Source organism: Nitrospira tepida (assembly GCF_947241125.1).
Taxonomy (GTDB): domain Bacteria; phylum Nitrospirota; class Nitrospiria; order Nitrospirales; family Nitrospiraceae; genus Nitrospira_G; species Nitrospira_G tepida.
Genome location: NZ_OX365700.1, coordinates 876769 through 895004 on the forward strand (window position 1 = coordinate 876769; position 18236 = coordinate 895004).

Genomic DNA, 18236 nt, shown 5'->3' on the forward strand with positions numbered 1-18236 from the left:
TCGTCAAGGGTCAATCGTGTAGACCTTGTCCGGTGAGGCCTTGCGTGTCCTTCCTACGTTTGACAAATGACGCATGACGAATGACCATTGACGTTATTTCGTCCCGATGTGGATCGCCACGATGCCGCCGGTCAGGTTCCGATAGGTCACCTCGCCGAATCCGGCCTGCCGCAATCGCTCGCACAGGGTCTCCTGATCGGGAAAGGTCCGGATCGAGGCCGGCAAATACTCGTAGACGCCGGTGGTGTCGTGCGCCACCATCGTGCCGACCTTGGGGAGCAGGGTGAACGAATACCAATCGTAGAGGCTGCGCAGCCAAGCTCGATTGGGATGGGAAAACTCCAGACAGACGAACCGGCCGCCTGGCTTGAGCACCCGCTGGATTTCCTGCAAGGCTCGTTGAAGGTCGCCGACGTTCCTCATGCAGAAACCGGTCGTCACCGCGTCGAAACTTCCGTCCGGAAAGCTGAGATGTTCGGCGTTCACCTCCATGCAGGTGATCCGGTGCCGGCGACCTTGTCGGGCGACCTTTTTCCGGCCTTCTACCAGCATCGCATGGTTCAGATCGGCGGCGATGACGTGGCCGCCCGGCTGCAAGCGCGATTCAATCAGCAGCGCGAGATCGGCCGTGCCGGCGCCGATATCCAATATATAACGCGGCTCCGCCAAGACCTCGCCGCTACGGACGCCGCAGGCGCTGCCGCCTGGCGGTATTATCACGTCCAGCACTTGCCGCTTCCAGCGATGATGAAGCCCGAAGCTGAGGACCGTGTTGTTCAGGTCGTACCAGCGCGCGATGGCCGTGAACATCCGCTGCACGGCCTGCTCGCGAGCCGATCCCGACCAGCGGGAGACGGTCTGTGCCGGAGGCGAAGACGTCTCTTGCGCAGAAGCGGGCTGCTCTTCAACTTTCAGCATAGGAAGCGTGGTAGCACCCGGTTTGAGGGCCTGTCAAGCCGGATGGTCCCTCTTCAGGCATGAGGGGAGATGGCCAACGGGCGGATGTCGGTTTCCGCTCGTGGCCTTTGACCTGGCGACAGGCAGGGGGCGCCAAGGTCATGACCAGAACAAGCTAACCGATTGAGAGCGGGGGGCGGCAGAGTTGCTTGACCGTGAATAATCATTGCGATAAGGTAAGGAATCTATAAAAACGAAAGGACGCTCTATGGCGACCGCAACGCTGACCAGCAAAGGGCAGACAACCATCCCCAAGGAGGTCCGAGATCATCTTCACGTCAGCCCCGGAGACAAGCTCGATTTTTTAATCGATGCAGAAGGGCGGGTGGTGGTGCGTCCGGCTACGCTGGATGTCCGCCAGTTAAAGGGAATGCTCAAACGAAAGCGAGTCAAACCGGTCTCGCTTGAAGAGATGGACCGGGCGATCGCGGAGGGGGCTGCGAGGAAGCGTGCATGATCGGCATCGATACGAACCTCTTGGTCCGGTACCTGACGCAGGATGATCCAGCCCAATCCAAAAAGGCCAGCGCGGTCATTGAGAAGGCGCTGGCCGGAGAGAGCGGCGTCTTCATCAATCACGTCGTCTTGTGCGAGGTTGTATGGGTGCTCGACCGTGCGTATGGATTTCCCCGTGCGACATTGGGGGAGGTGGTGGAGAAGATTCTCCAAGGGAAGCAGTTTGAAATCGAAGACAAACCGACGGCCTGGCAAGCGCTGAACGATTTCAAATCCAGCAGGGCCGACTATGCCGATTGCCTGATCGGAGCCAAAAACCGGAAGGCCGGCTGCACGACCACGCTCACGCTCGACCGCGCCACCTCGGCGTTATCGACTTTCTCGCCGTTATAAGCACCCTTCGTCTGTCCAAAGTAGATTGCCGTGCATTCAAGAATGGCTTTGCCTAGCCCGCATTATTCATGAACGCTTCTGCTGCAATCGCGGATTCGCCGCTGCGACAGAGCCAACATGCAAAGTCGAAGGCAAAGTACCTCTCCGCCGCGACATGATTGAACGCGGCGGTTCAAGCGAAGCTTGGTATGGCGGGCGTGCTCGCCGCTCAGTCCCTCGACGTACTGTTTCAAGTACGCCTTGGTCCTTCGCGGCTGTGCTTGCCCGTCTCGCTTGGCGACTGCGCGATTTCGCGACGAATCGTCATGAATAATGCGGGCTGGACTGATGGCGTGGTGCAGTACCAGGGCCAGGGGTTGAGCCGCGAGGTCCAGTTGAAGCTGTTCCAGCGGGGAGTCAAGCTGAGCCGCGTTCCGACCGGAGGGGAACCCTCATCCGGCTATGGATTGGCCGTGGCCCGTGGCCAAGGAGCTGGCGACATTCATGCATGGAGAGATCTGGTGCGAGAGTGAACTTGGAAAAGGAGCACGGTTTCTCGTCTGCCTGCCCGGGTATGACGACACGAGCGAGACGCATTCCGGCTCACTAAAGGCCCCGGCTCAATAACTCCCTGCTGACTCGTCTACTCACCCGCTGGGTCACTCGCATCTTCTTGTGTGAAGTCACACAACGGTACCACCTATCGATTTCTGGCTGAAGCAGCATGGTATAATCGACCGCTTATGTCCGGCTCGATCATCATCAAGGGCGCGCGGGAACACAATCTCAAGAATCTCGACGTGGAGATTCCGCGGGACAAGCTCGTCGTCATCACGGGCTTGAGCGGCTCGGGCAAGTCCTCGTTGGCCTTCGATACGATCTACGCGGAGGGGCAGCGCCGGTATGTCGAGTCCCTGTCCGCCTATGCCCGGCAGTTTCTGGAACAGATGGGCAAGCCGGACGTGGATTCGATCGAAGGGCTCTCGCCCGCCATCTCCATCGAGCAGAAGAGCACCAGCCACAATCCCCGCAGCACGGTCGGGACGGTCACGGAAATCTACGACTACCTCCGCTTGCTGTTCGCCCGGGTCGGCCATCCCTATTGTTATCAATGCGGCCAGGAAATCGCCGCCCAAACGGTCCAGCAGATGGTGGATGCGATTCAATCGCTTCCCGAAGGGGCCAAGGTCCAGATCCTGGCCCCCATCGTCAGGGGGCGGAAGGGCGAGTATCGCAAGGAACTGCTCGACATGCGGCGGGCCGGGTATGTCCGCGCGCGGATCGACGGCAAAGTCGTGGATCTCGGCGACGAGATCACGCTCGACAAGCAGAAGAAGCACACGATCGAAGTCGTCGTCGATCGGCTCGTCATCAAGCATGATCAGGCGATGGCCCGGCGGATGGCCGACTCCGTCGAGACCGCGCTGAAGCTGGCGCACGGATTGATCGGGGTGCTCGACCAGCAGGACCAGGTCACCCTCTACAGCGATACCTTGGCCTGCATCCGCTGCGGGGTCAGCTATCCGGAGATCACGCCGCGCGTCTTTTCCTTCAACAGTCCGCACGGCGCCTGCCCTGCCTGCGACGGGATCGGCTATGCGGTCGCCCCCGGCTGTCCGGAAGAGCAGGACTTCACGACCCTTGAATTGTGCCAGACCTGCCAGGGAGCCAGGCTCAGGCCGGAGAGTCTGGCGATTAAAGTGGGCAAGCGGTCCATTGCAGAGGTCACGCGCCTGTCCGTGCGGGCTGCGGCGGAGTTCTTCAACCAGCTCAGCTTGACTGAGCGCGAGCAATTCATCGCGCAACGCATCCTTAAGGAAGTCCGCGAGCGGCTCGGATTCCTCGTGAATGTCGGGCTCGATTACCTCACGCTCGACCGGGCCGCCGCGACCCTCTCCGGCGGGGAAGGCCAGCGCATCAGGCTTGCTACCCAGATCGGCTCCGGCCTCGTGGGCGTGCTGTACATCCTGGATGAACCCTCCATCGGACTCCATCAGCGCGACAATCGGCGCCTGCTCCAGACGCTGCTCCGGCTGCGGGATCTCGGCAACACGGTGGTCGTGGTGGAGCATGACGCAGAGACGATGTTGGCGGCCGATCACATTCTGGACCTGGGGCCTGGGGCCGGCGCCCACGGCGGCGAATTGATCGCGCAGGGAACGCCGGCCGAGATCATGGAACATCCCGACTCTCTGACCGGCCGATATCTCAAGGGGGCGCTGAGCGTCACGTTGCCGCACCGCGAGCGGCGAGCCAAGCGCGTCCTTTCGATTGTCGGAGCCAAGAAACACAACCTCAAGGGCATCACGGCGAACATCCCATTGGGATTGTTGACCTGCGTTACGGGCGTGTCCGGCTCTGGCAAGAGCACGCTCGTGCTCGAAGTATTGTTTCATTCCCTGTCGCAGTTGCTCTATCAGAAGCACCCGAAGATCGACGGATGCAAAGAGATCCAGGGAGCGGACGCGCTGGACAAGGTCATCGACATCGATCAGTCCCCGATCGGCCGGACGCCTCGGTCGAACCCCGCCACCTACACGGGACTCTTCACCTTCATCCGCGACCTGTTCGCGCAATTGCCGGAATCGCGCGTGCGCGGCTACAAGCCGGGCCGCTACAGTTTCAACGTGAAGGGCGGGCGCTGCGAGGCCTGCGAGGGGGACGGCCTCATCAAGATCGAGATGCATTTCCTTCCCGACATCTATGTCACCTGCGAAGTCTGCAAGGGGCAACGATATAACCGGGAAACGCTGGACGTGCTCTATAAAGGACGCAGCATCGCGGACGTGCTGAACATGACCGTGGACGAGGCCCTGGCCTTCTTCGACGCCGTGCCCTTCATCAAGGCCAAGCTCCAGACCCTCCATGACGTCGGGCTGCACTACATCAAGTTGGGCCAATCTGCGACCACGCTATCGGGCGGTGAAGCCCAGCGGGTCAAGCTCTCCCGGGAACTGTCGAAGCGCGCCACCGGCCGGACGCTCTACATCCTGGACGAGCCGACGACCGGCCTGCACTTCGCCGATACGCAGCGGCTGCTGGATGTATTGAACCGTCTCGTGGAAGCCGGCAACACGGTTCTCGTGATCGAGCACAACCTGGACATCATCCGGAACGCCGACTGGATCATCGACCTCGGCCCCGAAGGGGGCGATCGCGGCGGCGAGATCGTGGCGGAAGGCACCCCGCGCGACATCGCCAAATCCAAGCGGTCCTATACGGGGCAGGTGTTGAGGGAAGCTGGGCTAGGCTGAAGAACGCAGAATGGTAGTGGAGCCGGTGATCGGCCTCCCCTTGTGCTCGCGCACCGCGCGCGCAAGACCGATTGAATGTTCGGTCAAAGCGGGCGGTGCTTGCTTGGGAACAGGCGCGTCTCCTCAGCGTCCATCTCGTCAATCCCCCATCTGCTCCGTTCCAGTCGGCAACCTATGCAGCCGTTTTTCCTTGCTAGACAAGTATACGTCTCTGACGTATAATGCGCCGTGCTCACCTTCGTCGAAACTCCGCTCTTCACCTGACTCGTCACGACGTACTTATCGGATGAAGAATATGGGAAGCTACAAGAGACGCTGCACGATGATCCAGAGGCAGGAGAGATCATCCCGGGATCAGGCGGAGTTCGGAAGTTGCGGTGGGCACTGCCCGGCCGCGGGAAACGAGGCGGATTGCGCGTGATCTACTATCTCCGTCGCCATCAAGGTGTGATTTGGATGCTGACGCTGTATCCCAAGAACGTGGCCGAATCGATTCCGAGTCATATCCTCCGCAAGATTCGAAAGGAGATCGAGGATGAGTAAGAGACGTTCCCGAGACATTGGAGCCGAAATTCTTGAAGGAATCCGTCAGCTCAAGCGAGGGAAAGTGGGACGTATCATCAATTGTCCACCCGTCGCCGAGACTCGGACGCGGGTGGGTCTCTCACAAGCCGAGTTTGCGAGGCTGCTCGGGGTTTCCGTACGGACGTTACAGGAGTGGGAACAGGAACGGCGTGTCCCATCAGGTCCCGCTCGAATGCTCCTCGCCATCGCACACAAGAACCCTCGTGCCCTCTTGGAAGCGGTGTGATGGACCGTACGACCGCAGCGATAGTGGAACTTTGAGCGCCCTATGCGGTGCTGCGAGTCGCGTTGACAAGCGACTGGGCAGGCGTAAGAACCCGGCCGCGGTGCATGATCCGGAGGGGCATGCTATGTCGGTCAGTATGCTGACTGGTTAGGCCAAACGGGGGAAGTGATGGGGGAAGTGAAGCTTGAGAAAGCGATCGACACGGCATGGACCCGATTCCCCCATTTTGCTCACTCGGCACGATGTGAGGAACCGATGAAAGCGCTTAGTCCAACTTGGACCAGCCTTCGATGACCCAATCCGAGGCGCTTGCCATCTTGAAGACAAGTGCCAACGTGTTCGTGACCGGCGAGCCAGGGTCCGGCAAGACGCACACGGTCAACGAGTATGTCGCCTACTTGCGCGCGCGAGGGATCGAGCCGGCCATCACGGCGTCAACGGGCATCGCCGCGACGCACATCGGCGGGATGACGATTCACTCGTGGAGCGGCATCGGCATTAAGACGACATTGGGCCGATCCGATCTTCAGGCCATCGCGTCCAATAAGCCGATTGCCAAGCGCATCGGTCGCGCTCAGGTGCTGATCATCGACGAAGTCTCCATGTTGGCTGCCGAGACCCTTTCGATGGTCGATGCCGTGTGTCGCGAAATGAAAGAGCGGTCGGAGCCGTTCGGCGGGATGCAAGCCGTCCTGGTCGGCGACTTTTTCCAATTGCCGCCGGTCGTCAAAACGGAAGCGGGACAGGGCACGCCGGTTCTGTTCACGGACGAGTCATCGGCCCGGTTCGCCTATGACGCTCCTGCGTGGAAAGGGGCCGACCTGACAATCTGCTATATCACCGAGCAGCACCGGCAGGACGACGGCGAGTTTCTGGCCTTACTCTCGGCGATCCGGCGCAATGCGGTCGGCCCCGACCATGTGCGCCGGCTGACAAGCAGAACCGTCCAGCATCCGGATGCGCCGAAGGATACGCCGAAGCTCTTTTCGCACAATGTCGATGTAGACCGGGTAAATGACGGCATTCTCGCTCAGTTGCCCGGCAAGCCGCGCGTCTATCCCATGACGTCGGAAGGCCCGGACGCGCTTGTCTCTGCCCTGCAGAAGGGATGTCTGTCGCCCGAGACGCTGCGTCTGAAAGTCGGGGCGGCGGTGATGTTCACGAAGAACAATCTCCAAGAGGGGTTCGTGAACGGGACGCTGGGCGCGGTGGAGGGATTCGATCGCCAGTACGGCCACCCGATCGTCAGAACGCGAAGCGGAAGGAGGATTGAAGTCGAGCCGATGGACTGGGCCGTGGAGGAGAACGGAACCGTCCGCGCGCGCATTACGCAGGTGCCGCTGAGGCTGGCCTGGGCGATTACTGTGCATAAAAGCCAGGGCATGAGCTTGGACGAAGCGGTCGTGGATTTGCGCAACGTGTTTGAGTACGGCCAGGGCTATGTCGCGCTCTCGCGCGTCAGGCGGCTGTCGGGCCTGCATCTCCTCGGCTGGACGGAACGCGCATTTCAGGTGCACCCGGATGTCTCGGCCAAAGATACGGAGTTCCGCACGCAGTCGGAGCAGGCTGCGCGCAGATTCAGCGGGATGACCGGAGAGGAGATCACGGCCAAGCACGAGCGATTCCTTCGCCTATGCGGGGGGACGATCCAATCGGAAGGGGGCGCGAGCGCGCCGATCGCGTCTCGCGCTCCGCAAGTGGTCCGCGAGCGCAGCGACACGAGGGGTGAACGGAAGACTGCTCCTCCATCGGGTTTCGACACCATCAGAGCACGTCACCCTCATGCGTACTTGCCATGGGATCAGGCGCAGGAGAACCGATTGAGGGACCTCTTTGCGAAGGGTACGCCCGTCGCAGACCTCGCGAAATCGTTCAACCGAACGAGAGGGGCGATCCGGTCGCGGCTGGCCAAATTGGGACTGGTGGAAGATGGAGACATCGCGCGCCCCGCGGGCGACGGTCCGCAAGAGTAGGAGGATGCAGGGGCATGACAGACTCACGTTGTCGAGCAAAATGACTCACTACGCCGGGTAAGTCGGAACTCACGTCCTTCATACGAGCCTATGGCGCCGTTCCTCCCCCCAGTCTCGCGTATGGGGAAGAAGGTAGGGTAAAGGGTGGCGACGCGTGGGCGCATTCGGCTCCGCCCCGAGGCGCGGTTCAACGATTTCCTCATTCACTGTTCTGTCCGGCAATTCCAGGAGACAATATCTCCGCCCCATTCTCTAAGGGAAAGGAGTCTGTTGTATGCAAACTGTCGCCCTGCTGACGATTTCGAATGTGTTCATGACGATGGCCTGGTACGGACATCTGAAGTTCAAGGAATATCCGCTCTTCACCGTCATCTTCGTCAGTTGGGGCATCGCCTTCGTCGAATATTGTTTTCAAGTCCCCGCGAATCGCATCGGACATGCCCAATTCACCGCCGCGCAATTGAAAACCATCCAGGAGGTCATCACCCTGGTTGTGTTCTCCGTTTTCTCTGTCGTCTACCTGAAGGAAGCGCTGAAGTGGAACTACATCGTCGGGTTCGCGTTGATGATCGGGGCGGTGTTCTTTATCTTCAAGGAATGGTGAGCCCAAACGGCTGCTGCAGCTCTAGAAGAACTGTTCAGGTCCGTTTCTTGAAGCGGTCGTAGACCTGCAAGAGGTCGATCATCAGCCGAGCCCCGAAGGTCGGTCCGAAGTCGCCCCCGCCGATATCATTCCAGGTTTCCCACTTGAGATAGGGAATTCGGATCGCAACCGCAATGAAACGCCCTTCAATTCCGTTGCCCGAGGGGTCCACAAAGAGACCCGAATCGATGGCCAGGCCGATCTCCAGTTCCCAGCGAGGCGGCGCTGCCTGCTCATTGCGATAGTCGGCGATGCTGATGGAGGCTTGCCCGAAGTAGCTCTGACGGGCCAATTGGTCGTAGGCGCTGCTGCGGAAGATCCGGCCATACCGGCCCATGAAGGAAAAGCGGGCGAAATGTGAGAAGTCTTCCAGGCCTCGCGATGAGCCGCCCAGACTCTTGGCGACATCGGAGAGGGGGAGGCGCCGGATGCCGACATTGATGTAGGGTTCATGATAGAGCGTCCCCGTTGCCGCCCCGGCGCCGATGAACCCCCGATCGGCCGATCCGAAGAGTGTGAACCATCTGGTCACGGAGCCGTTAATCATGAAATCGATTTTTTCCCGCACGGCGCTCACCGGCACAGGATCGAGGCCCAACACCTTATGAATGACGTCGTTCTGAAGGAACCGGGTGAATTTGTCGTCCGTCGGCCCTGCGCCGATGGTCAGATTGGTGGTCCATCCGGGCAGTCTGGACCAGCGTTCCGTCCAGGTGAGACTGGCAAAATTGAAGCCGGCTGTTTCTTGAATCCCGTTGTAACGGTTCCCATAGCGGTTGAATTCCGTGAAGCGATTGACGGTAAGTCCAAGGTCCAGCGCCCGATCGCGGTCCGGAAACGACAGGGCGCCCCAGTGCAGACTGGGGGCCGGTGTCTCGGCGAAACCGGCCGGTGGAAGGACCAGCAGGATCACCAGGAGCGCCAGCCATGAGTATGGGGGAGTGAGAGACACTGGGTTGCTCTGGTACGGACGGTCATACCTGAGGCCCTGTTGACGGACAAGAGGACCTTTGGTCTTGTGGTGTTCCGGAAATTCCTCGATCGTGATCGGGTTCCGAGTTAGAGTTCACAGTGGCTCCTGAAGACCATGGTTGATCCATGGTATAGTTGCAACCTGCCGAAAGCCGCGGCCACGACATCGAGGCAAGCTTGCCGCGGCTCCCCGATGATGCGGTATCCCTGTGACCAAACCTCCTACTAGACAGGCTTTGTGACAGCTTCGAGCCGGACCACTTCAGGAATCCGCCCGCTTCGGATTGCGCTGTTTGGCGCCGGACGCCATGCCCAGCACCATGCGCGCGCGATCCTGCGCTGTCCCGGAGCCGAACTGGTGGCCGTGGCCGATCCGTCGGAGGCTGCCCAAACGGCCATGCGCGGGATCGTGGCGGCGGTCGCCTCCTTCAAGACGCCCGACGAGCTGCTGGCCGCCGCACGTCCCGACGTCGTCCATATCATCACGCCGCCGGCATCCCATGCGCCGCTGGCGCAGGCCGCGCTTGAGGCCGGATGCCATATCTATGTGGAGAAGCCCTTTACGGAGCGAGTCGAAGATGCGCAGCGAATTCTGGACGAGGCGCGCGCCAAGGGCCTGTTGGTCTGCGCCGGCCACCAGTTGCTCTATGAACCGCCGACCAGAGTCTTGGCCCGCTACCTGCCATCGATCGGGCAGGTCGCGCACGTGGAGAGCTATTTCTCGTTTCGAACGGTCCGGCATGCGCCGGGCGGCCGCACCGTGCTCCGCGCAGACCATCAGTTGCTCGATATCCTGCCGCATCCGGTCTATCTGTTGTTGCTGGTCCTTGAACAGGCGGGCAACGGGACCATCGAGCTGGTCTCGTTGGAGCTGAGCCAGGCGGGCACGGTTCACGCGCTGGTGCGCCGGGGCGGGGTGACGGGCACGCTGGTCGTGACGTTGGAAGGGCGGCCCGTCGAGAGTTATCTCCGGGCGGTCGGCCGGAACGGATCGCTGTTCGCCGACTACGTGCGGAGCACGGTGCAGCGGGCCATCGGCCCCGGCTCGTCGGGGATCGATAAACTCTTCGCTCCCTATCGGCAGGCCTGGCAACTCCTGACCGGCACGACCGCCGCGATGGCGCGCCGCTTCCTCAAGCGCCAGCAGAGTTATCCGGGCTTGGCGGAGCTGTTTTCGGCGTTCTATGAGTCCATCCGCAGCGGAGCCCCGTCCCCCCTCTCTCCCGAGAGCCTGTTGGAGACCGTGCGGATCTGCGAAAAGGTGGCGCAGGCGCTTCGCGAGCGGGAAGCCAAGGCGCTGGCGGCGGCTGCGCCGAGACCGGTCGAGAGCCGCGGCGTGATCGTGACCGGGGGAACCGGATTTCTGGGAAAAGAAATCGTGCGCTCGTTGCTGGCGCGAAACCGTCCGGTCCGTGTGGTGGCGCGGCGGGAGCCTTCGCCGTGGGAACGCATCGCCGGAGCCGAATATGTCGTGGCCGATGTCGCGACCGGAGCGGCGGTCCATTTGTTCAAAGGAGCAGACACGGTCATCCATGCCGCGGCCGAAACCGCGGGCGGCTGGGACGAGCACCGGCGCAACTCGCTGAACGCAACCGAGCAGATGGTCCGCGGCGCGGCGGCGGCCGGTATCACGCGGTTCATCCATATTAGCAGCCTGGCGGTGCTGGCCCAGGGAACCGGCGACCCGATCGGCGACAACCATCCCTTGGAGCCGGACAGCAAGGGCTCCGGTCCCTATGTCTGGGGCAAGCTGGAATCAGAGCGGCTGGCCGTGCTGGTGGGGAACGAACTCGGCTTGTCAGTGAAGGTTGTCAGGCCGGGCGCGTTGGTGGACTATCGTGATTTCGACCCGCCGGGCCGTCTCGGGAAGCGGCTGGGCAATATCTTCGTGGCCGTCGGCTCGCCGAGCGACAGGCTCGGCGTCGTGGATGTCGGCTTCTCGGGACGCTTCCTGGCCTGGACGGTGGATCATTGGGATGACGTGCCGAGTCCGTTGAACCTGCTCGATCCCGTCTCGCCGACCAAGCGGGAGCTGCTGGATCACCTTCGCAAGGCCAATCCCGACCTCACCGTGATCTGGCTGCCGAGATTCGTGCTGATCCCGCTCTCCTGGACGGCCATGCTCGCGCAAAAACTGCTCCGGCCCGGCAAGCCTCCCATCAACATCGCCAAGGTCTTCAGCGTGCTGCCGTACGACACCTCGCTCATTGCCAAGCTCGCGCCCCATATTCCTCCTCAATAGATCGTCCGCGAAACCATCGCATTTCCCTTCTCCCTTGCCCTCTTCACCGTGGAGGAGAGCGCGACGGTGTCGTCCATGGGCCAATGGCGCCTGCTTGATCGTCGGGAGAGGCCCCCATAAAATGATGCGCCCAGCCGACCTATTCCCTCATGACGGAGGCCCCCATGTCCAAGATCAAGAAGAGCGAGACGACAAAAACCAGCGCGCCCGGTTCCAAGGAAGCATCCCCGTCGTCCGCGCCGACCGCGCAGGATTTTGAGAAGCTCGGCCTGTTTTATTTGGGCAGGCCCTTCGATCTCGCCACCAAGACTCCGTTGCCAGGCTGGCTCCTCTATGATTCCAAGGATCTGGTGACCCATGCCGTCTGCGTCGGCATGACCGGAAGCGGCAAGACCGGCCTCTGCCTGGCCTTGCTTGAAGAGGCGGCGATCGACGGCATCCCGGCCCTCATCATCGATCCCAAGGGCGATCTCGGCAACCTCCTCCTCACGTTTCCCGAATTGCGTGCGCAGGACTTCGAGCCCTGGATCAACGAGGACGAGGCCCGCAAGAAGGGACTCTCGCCAGCCGACTATGCCGCGAAACAGGCGGAGACTTGGAAGAACGGGTTGGCGAAGTGGGGACAGGATGGGGAGCGGATCGCCCGGTTACGGGCGTCGGCCGATTTTGCGATCTACACGCCGGGAAGCCACGCGGGCCTGCCGGTGTCCATCCTCAAGTCCTTCGCGGCTCCGGAGGAGGGGATTCGCGGCGAAGCGGAATTGCTGCGGGAACGCATCAACACCACAGCCACGAGCCTGCTGGGCTTGCTGGGCATCGAGGCCGACCCCATTAAGAGCCGCGAGCATATTCTGCTGTCCACCATTCTCGATGTTGCCTGGCGAAAGGGGCAGGACCTGGACCTCGCGGCCTTGATCCACCAGATCCAGGCGCCGCCGGTTTCCAAGGTGGGAGTGATGGATCTGGAATCGTTCTATCCCGCGAAGGACCGGTTCGCCCTGGCGATGCAACTGAATAATCTGTTGGCGGCGCCGGGGTTTGCATCCTGGATGGAAGGGGAGGCGCTGGAGCTGTCGTCGCTGCTCTATACGCCGGAGGGAAAGCCGAGAATGGCGATCATGTCGATCGCGCATTTGAGCGAGGCCGAACGGATGTTCTTCGTCTCGCTCCTGCTGAACCAAGCGCTCGGCTGGGTCAGGGCCCAATCCGGCACGACCTCGCTGCGCGCCCTGATCTATATGGACGAGATCTTCGGCTACTTCCCGCCGGTTGCCAATCCGCCGTCAAAAGGTCCGTTGCTGACCCTGTTGAAGCAGGCGAGAGCCTTCGGCGTTGGGGTGGTGCTGGCGACGCAGAATCCCGTGGACCTGGACTATAAGGGGCTGGCGAACACCGGTACTTGGTTTATCGGGCGGCTCCAGACGGAGCGGGACAAGGCCCGGGTGCTCGAAGGGCTTGAAGGGGCGTCGGCAGGATCGGGACAGCGGTTCGATCGCAAACGGATGGAGGAAACATTGGCCGGGCTGGGCAATCGGATCTTTCTGATGAACAACGTTCACGAGGACGAGCCGGTGATCTTTGAGACCCGCTGGGCCCTGTCGTACCTGCGCGGTCCCTTGACGCGGACCCAGATCAAATCGCTGATGGACCCGGTGAGGCGGCAAACGTCAAGCGTCATGCGTCAACCGGGTGGAAAGGCTGAATCCGACTCGTTACGAATGACGAATGACGGATTACGAATGACGGCATCACGTCCCGTTCTCCCTCCCGGCGTTCCGCAATATTTCGTCCCGATGCGCGGAACTCGGCCGAGCGGCAGTCAGCTCGTCTACCGCCCGATGGTCCTCGGTCTTTCGCAGATCCGGTTTGCCGATGCCAAGAAGGGGCTGGAAGCCATCCATGACGAAGCCCATGTGATGCCAGCCGACCGGGCTGCGGCAACCCTGGACTGGGAGCGGAGTGAGGCGATCTCGATCGTGCAGGACGACCTTGAACGAGAGCCGAACTCTGAGGCACGGTTCGAGGAGATCGCCACAGCGGCAGGCCAGCCGAAGAGTTACGACGAATGGAAAAGGGACTATTCGAACTGGCTCTTCCGGACCGCCAAGCTCGATCTCTATCGGAGTCCAAGGCTGTCCGAGCTCTCCAAGCCCGGTGAGTCCGAGCGAGACTTCCGGGTCCGGTTGCAGCAGGTGGCGCATGAGCGTCGGGATGCGGCCGCCGACAAGCTCCGCCAGAAATACGCGCCGAAGATTGCCGCGCTGCAAGAGCGTCTCCGCCGCGCGGAACAGGCCGTGGAGCGAGAAAAGGAACAGGCAAAGCAGACCGGGCTTCAAACGGCCCTGTCGGTCGGTGCGACAATCCTCGGCGCGTTCATGGGCAGGAAGAGCATCTCCGCCACCACGATCGGCAAGGCGACCACGGCTCTCGGCAAGGCCGGCCGGACGATGAAGGACATGAAGGATGTCGGGATGGCGCAGGACAATGTGGCGGCGCTGCAACAGCAACTGGCCGACCTGGAAGCTCAGTTCAAATCGGAGACCGACCAGCTCTCGGCTTTTGATCCTCAGTCCGAGCCGTTGGAGACCCTGGCGCTCCGGCCCACCAAGACCAACATTGCTGTGAAACTGGTCGCGCTGGCCTGGCTGCCCGACTGGCAGGACGCGCAAGGGGCGCTGACTCCTGCCTGGGAATAGCCGCGTGTTGCGGCGGTGAGCTGGCCGATCATCGCCGCTTCGCTCAGCTCTTGGGCCAATACCCGAGCGTAAAGATCAACTCATACCCGCCCACGCGGCTGGTGGTATTGGGCCCGTAAAGGGGGCTGTTGTAGGTTTGCGTGCCGGCGAGGACATAGGTGAAGTTCGAATCCAACCAGAGGGAGGGTGTGATCCGATACAACAGGCCGCCCACGAAATGGTGCTCGGTGATGTTGGCGGTGGTCGGGTCCAATGAGGTCGAACGGGTGGGATTGTTCCCGAAATTGTAACCGCCATGAAGATTCAGGGACGTGGTGAGGTCGTAGGCGGCGCCGAGGGCGGTCACGTACTGGTCGCGCCAATTGAACGGCACGACCGCCTGGCTGGTCGGGGCCAACGGGTTGCTCCCGTTCGTGAAGTCGATGACGATGTTGTTGAGGGCGCCGTCCCAATTGATCCACTGAAATTTCAACGCCAGCAGCAGCGCGTCGGTGGGACGGTACGAGAGCCCGACGGACAGGTCGTCCGCCCATTTCAGCCCCGTCGCCTTGACATCGAAGCTGGCGGTTCCGAGCGGGCCTAGGTTTTGGGTTCCGCGCCCGTTGCGAAGCGGGAGATTCGTTCCCATCGTGTAGGCCAGGCCGAGGGTGAGACGGTCGGTGACCTGGTACATGATCCCGAACTTGGGGGTAATCCCGAGCGCGTAGGCGCAGGTGCCGCCGGGAGGGGCCAAGCCGCTGTGGTGGGTGCAGGACCCTTCGATGGCAAACCCGGTCGGGGTGTTGGGCAAGACCGTCAACGCCGCGTCGGCATAGGAGAGCCCGATCGACGCGCCGATCGACAGGCTGTCCGTGAGTTGGATGGACACGGACGGCGTAACCTTGTAATGGCGCAGTTGGCTGCCCGTTCGATCATCGAGCGCGAAGGGGGTGCGGAGCCCTCTGAAATCGGTGGCGATGCCACCCGTCGTGAAAAATCCGATTCCTAGGGAGATCGGTGTGCCAGCCAGCGCCTTGATATACCCGAAGTTGGTGAACAGCAGCGCATCGTCGCTGCCCTCGACGTTGTTCGCGACATTCTGAAATCGGCTGTTCGGCTTGATCGTGCCGAACGACAAGCCCGCCGTCCATTCGGTGATCCGACTCATGCCCGCCGGGTTGGTATTCATCGTCGTAAAGTCCAGGGCGATGGCGGTGTCGGCGCCGGCGAGGGCAGAAGACCAGCCTCCCGATCCAATGAGGTTCAGGCCGTTGACCGCATCGGCGGCCTGCGGCGTTCCCATCACCATCCACAGTGCGAGCAAGGCAAGCGGCATCCGGCCGAGGACCGGCAGCCGCGCCTGCGAGATCGGGCGCGTCCTCATATGTCTGATGTCCTTTGTCGAAAGTGATTCCGAGATCGATCCATTCGATCAGCGTGGGCTAACTCTGGTTCGAGCCCTTGGAAGGGGAGGAGGCATCAAGCAACAATTCGCGCAGTTTACCGGTGAGTTCCTGACGAGTAAAAGGTTTTGCGAGAATCAAACCGACCGGCGTCGTGGCGTTGTGCCGGATCAACCGGTCTTCCTGATAGCCGGAGACATACAGGACCCGCAGCATCGGGCGAATCTTGACCAGCCGGCCGGCCAGTTCGGGGCCGCTCATACCGGGCATGACCACGTCCGTCATCACCGCGTGGATGTCCCCGTCATGCTGCTGGGCGATCGCCAATGCCTCCTGTCCATGGCAGGCGATCAGCACCTGGTAGCCGAGTTCCTGCAACAGCGTGCCGGCATATTCCCGCACCACCGGATCATCTTCCACGAGCAGAATGGTGCCGGTGGCCTGATCCGGATGCGCGTGAAGGTCGATCGGGGCCTGGGTCGGCGAATGGGCTTCGGGGAGCAGGATATGAAACGAGGTTCCGATGTCCACTTGGCTGGTGATGCTGATCTTGCCGCCGGCCTGCGATACGATCCCTTCGACCACGGATAAGCCCAAACCCGATCCCTGCCCCACTTCCTTGGTGGTGAAGAACGGTTCGAAGGCGCGTTGCAGGACATCGGGACCCATCCCGGCGCCCGTATCGGTGACGGTGAGGCAGACATAGTGCCCCGGCGGCAGTTCGGCCTGGTCCTCGTTCAGCAACAGGCTGGCCGTCGCGAAGGTCAGGCAGCCGCCGTCCGGCATGGCGTCGCGCGCGTTGGCCGCCAGATTAAGAATGACCTGCTGCAACTGAGTCGGGTCGAGCTTGACCGGCTTGAGGTCGGGGGTGAGATCAAGCAACAGCTCGATATCCTCTCCCAGCGTCCGCCGGAGCAGGTCCTCGCTCTCGCGAATCTGCCGGTTGAGATCCAACACGGTCGGGGTGACCGGTTGTTTGCGGCCGAAGGCCAGGAGCTGGCGGACGAGCGTGGCGCCGTGCAGGGCGGCGCGCCTGATATCCAGGAGGCGCTTGGCTTCGAGGCTGTCGGGCGGCGCTTTGGTCAGCAACACCTCCGCGTAGCCCAGGATAGGCGTGAGCAGGTTGTTGAAGTCGTGCGCCACTCCCGCCGCCAGCCGGCCCACCGCCTCCAGCTTTTGGGCCTGCAACAGTTGCTCTTCGAGCGTCTTGTGCTCCGTGACGTCGAGCAGGGAGCCGGACATGTGGACCGGCGTGCCCGATTCATCCCAGATCGCCTGGCCTCGCGCGGCAAACCACCGGCAGTCTCCACCCTTGGTGAACATGCGGAACTCGATATCGAAGCGCGCCCGCTCCTCCAGGTGGCGGCGGAGGGCGCTGAACACGCGGCCTGCATCGTCGGGATGGATGCGGGACATCCAGCTGTCCATGACGCCGGGGAATTCGTCCATGGCATAGCCTAAAAGCTCGGTGAACCGCGGCGAATAATAGATGGGCTGATCCGGATGGAACCAATCCGGCGACGTCCAGCGGACGTCCCAGATGCCTTCCCGCGATCCCAGCACCGCCCGGTTGAACCGTTCGACGCTCTCCTGGAGCGCCAGCGCGATCTTCTGGCGTTCGAACACCTCGGCCCGCAGCGCCTCGTTGGCGTGGGCCAGTTCCGCGGTCCGTTCCTGGACCCGTCGATCCAGATCGCCGTAGGCCTGATGGAGCGCCTCCTCAGCCTGGCGCCGTTGCTCGACCTGCCTCCGCAGATCCGTGATCAAGGTTTGGTTATCGAACCGCAGCTCGAGTGAGGCGGTGATGGTGCGGTACATCCGTTCGGCGATGGCGATGGACAGGGCGGCGAAGAGGCCGGTCATGGAGCCGATGGCGATCGAGAACGGTTCGCCCTCGGCAAACAGCGTCCAGACCAGCGGGCCCAGCGTCGGCACGGCGAAACAGAGAAACGCTTCCCGTCTGGGCGAGAGGGCGATCACGGCTCCGGCGATGGTGCCGGCCAGCAGGAAGGGGATAAAGACCTGGTGAGCGTGGGAATTCGACGGAATCATCCATATCCCGGTCGCGCCCCATCCCAATCCCCCGAGCAGCGTGCCCGTAAGAAACCACCGCTCCCAACGGCGGAGATCGTGGCGGGATTCCGAACGATGCAAGAAGGCGTACACGAGGGCCAGCCGCCCGACGATCACCACCAGCATATATCCGACCCATGCCAGCAGGATGCGGGGCGCGACGACGTGGCGCTGCACCAGCACGAGAATCAAGGCGTTCAACGAGGAGATCAGCAGCGCGAAGGGGGCGTTGGCGAACAACAGCCGGATCTGTTCCCCGTGAATCGTCTCGCGGCGGTCGCGCGACTGGCGGGGATGGCTGGGATCGGGAGGACGAGAGGCGGTTGCCGGCTGAAGGCTATGTGTGGGGGTGGTCATGGGTGGTCCTCATCGGTGGCGGCTGCCACGAGGCTTGGTCGGTCATCC

General features: G+C 62.0%; 14 protein-coding genes. 10 read left to right on the forward strand and 4 right to left on the reverse strand.

Annotated features, from left to right (window positions below; all coding sequences use genetic code 11):
* Positions 1-93: 93 nt before the first annotated feature.
* Positions 94-918, reverse strand: coding sequence for a methyl-plastoquinone biosynthesis methyltransferase MpqE (gene mpqE / locus QWI75_RS04185; protein WP_289267435.1), 825 nt, complete (start codon positions 916-918; stop codon positions 94-96).
* 247 nt (positions 919-1165) lie between these two features.
* Here mpqE and QWI75_RS04190 point away from each other — a divergent pair, with 247 nt between their 5' ends.
* The 8 genes from QWI75_RS04190 to QWI75_RS04220 all read left to right on the forward strand — a co-directional run bounded on the left by QWI75_RS04190 (position 1166) and on the right by QWI75_RS04220 (position 8427).
* Positions 1166-1414 (forward strand): AbrB/MazE/SpoVT family DNA-binding domain-containing protein, encoded by a 249-nt coding sequence (locus QWI75_RS04190; RefSeq protein ID WP_289267436.1) that lies wholly within the window; start codon positions 1166-1168, stop codon positions 1412-1414.
* The gene (locus QWI75_RS04195; protein WP_289267437.1) at positions 1411-1806 is read left to right on the forward strand and encodes a type II toxin-antitoxin system VapC family toxin; all 396 of its coding nucleotides are present in this window, start codon (positions 1411-1413) and stop codon (positions 1804-1806) included. Before QWI75_RS04190 ends, QWI75_RS04195 begins: the two co-directional genes overlap by 4 nt.
* A 305-nt stretch (positions 1807-2111) precedes the next feature.
* Entirely contained in the window at positions 2112-2318 is a 207-nt protein-coding gene (locus tag QWI75_RS04200; protein WP_289267438.1) for a hypothetical protein, read from the forward strand.
* 210 nt (positions 2319-2528) lie between these two features.
* Positions 2529-5039, forward strand: coding sequence for an excinuclease ABC subunit UvrA (gene uvrA, locus QWI75_RS04205; protein WP_289267439.1), 2511 nt, complete (start codon positions 2529-2531; stop codon positions 5037-5039).
* Between the two features lie 372 nt (positions 5040-5411).
* Positions 5412-5582 (forward strand): type II toxin-antitoxin system RelE/ParE family toxin, encoded by a 171-nt coding sequence (locus tag QWI75_RS04210; protein WP_289267440.1) that lies wholly within the window; start codon positions 5412-5414, stop codon positions 5580-5582.
* Entirely contained in the window at positions 5575-5850 is a 276-nt protein-coding gene (locus QWI75_RS22655) for a helix-turn-helix domain-containing protein (RefSeq protein WP_370693546.1), read from the forward strand. Before QWI75_RS04210 ends, QWI75_RS22655 begins: the two co-directional genes overlap by 8 nt.
* 290 nt (positions 5851-6140) lie before the next feature.
* A complete protein-coding gene (locus QWI75_RS04215) occupies positions 6141-7823 on the forward strand; it encodes an ATP-dependent DNA helicase (RefSeq protein ID WP_289267441.1) in 1683 nt (560 codons plus the stop codon).
* Between the two features lie 274 nt (positions 7824-8097).
* Positions 8098-8427 (forward strand): DMT family protein, encoded by a 330-nt coding sequence (locus QWI75_RS04220; RefSeq protein WP_289267442.1) that lies wholly within the window; start codon positions 8098-8100, stop codon positions 8425-8427.
* Positions 8428-8461: 34 nt separating this feature from the next.
* Here the strand turns inward: QWI75_RS04220 and QWI75_RS04225 are convergent, their stop codons facing one another.
* Positions 8462-9418 (reverse strand): hypothetical protein, encoded by a 957-nt coding sequence (locus tag QWI75_RS04225; RefSeq protein WP_289267443.1) that lies wholly within the window; start codon positions 9416-9418, stop codon positions 8462-8464.
* Positions 9419-9676: 258 nt separating this feature from the next.
* Between QWI75_RS04225 and QWI75_RS04230 the strand changes: the two genes are divergently transcribed.
* Both QWI75_RS04230 and QWI75_RS04235 read left to right on the forward strand, forming a co-directional pair.
* Positions 9677-11680, forward strand: a complete 2004-nt coding sequence (locus tag QWI75_RS04230; protein WP_289267444.1) for a Gfo/Idh/MocA family oxidoreductase — start codon at positions 9677-9679, stop codon at positions 11678-11680.
* Positions 11681-11844: 164 nt separating this feature from the next.
* Positions 11845-14376 (forward strand): ATP-binding protein, encoded by a 2532-nt coding sequence (locus QWI75_RS04235; RefSeq protein ID WP_289267445.1) that lies wholly within the window; start codon positions 11845-11847, stop codon positions 14374-14376.
* Positions 14377-14419: 43 nt separating this feature from the next.
* On the opposite strand, the gene QWI75_RS04240 is transcribed toward QWI75_RS04235, so the two are convergent.
* Positions 14420-15739, reverse strand: coding sequence for an OmpP1/FadL family transporter (locus tag QWI75_RS04240; RefSeq protein ID WP_289267446.1), 1320 nt, complete (start codon positions 15737-15739; stop codon positions 14420-14422).
* A 58-nt stretch (positions 15740-15797) separates the two neighbouring features.
* Complete coding sequence (locus tag QWI75_RS04245) at positions 15798-18188, reverse strand: membrane-associated sensor domain-containing protein (RefSeq protein WP_289267447.1); 2391 nt, start codon at positions 18186-18188, stop codon at positions 15798-15800.
* Between the last annotated feature and the right edge of the window lie 48 nt (positions 18189-18236).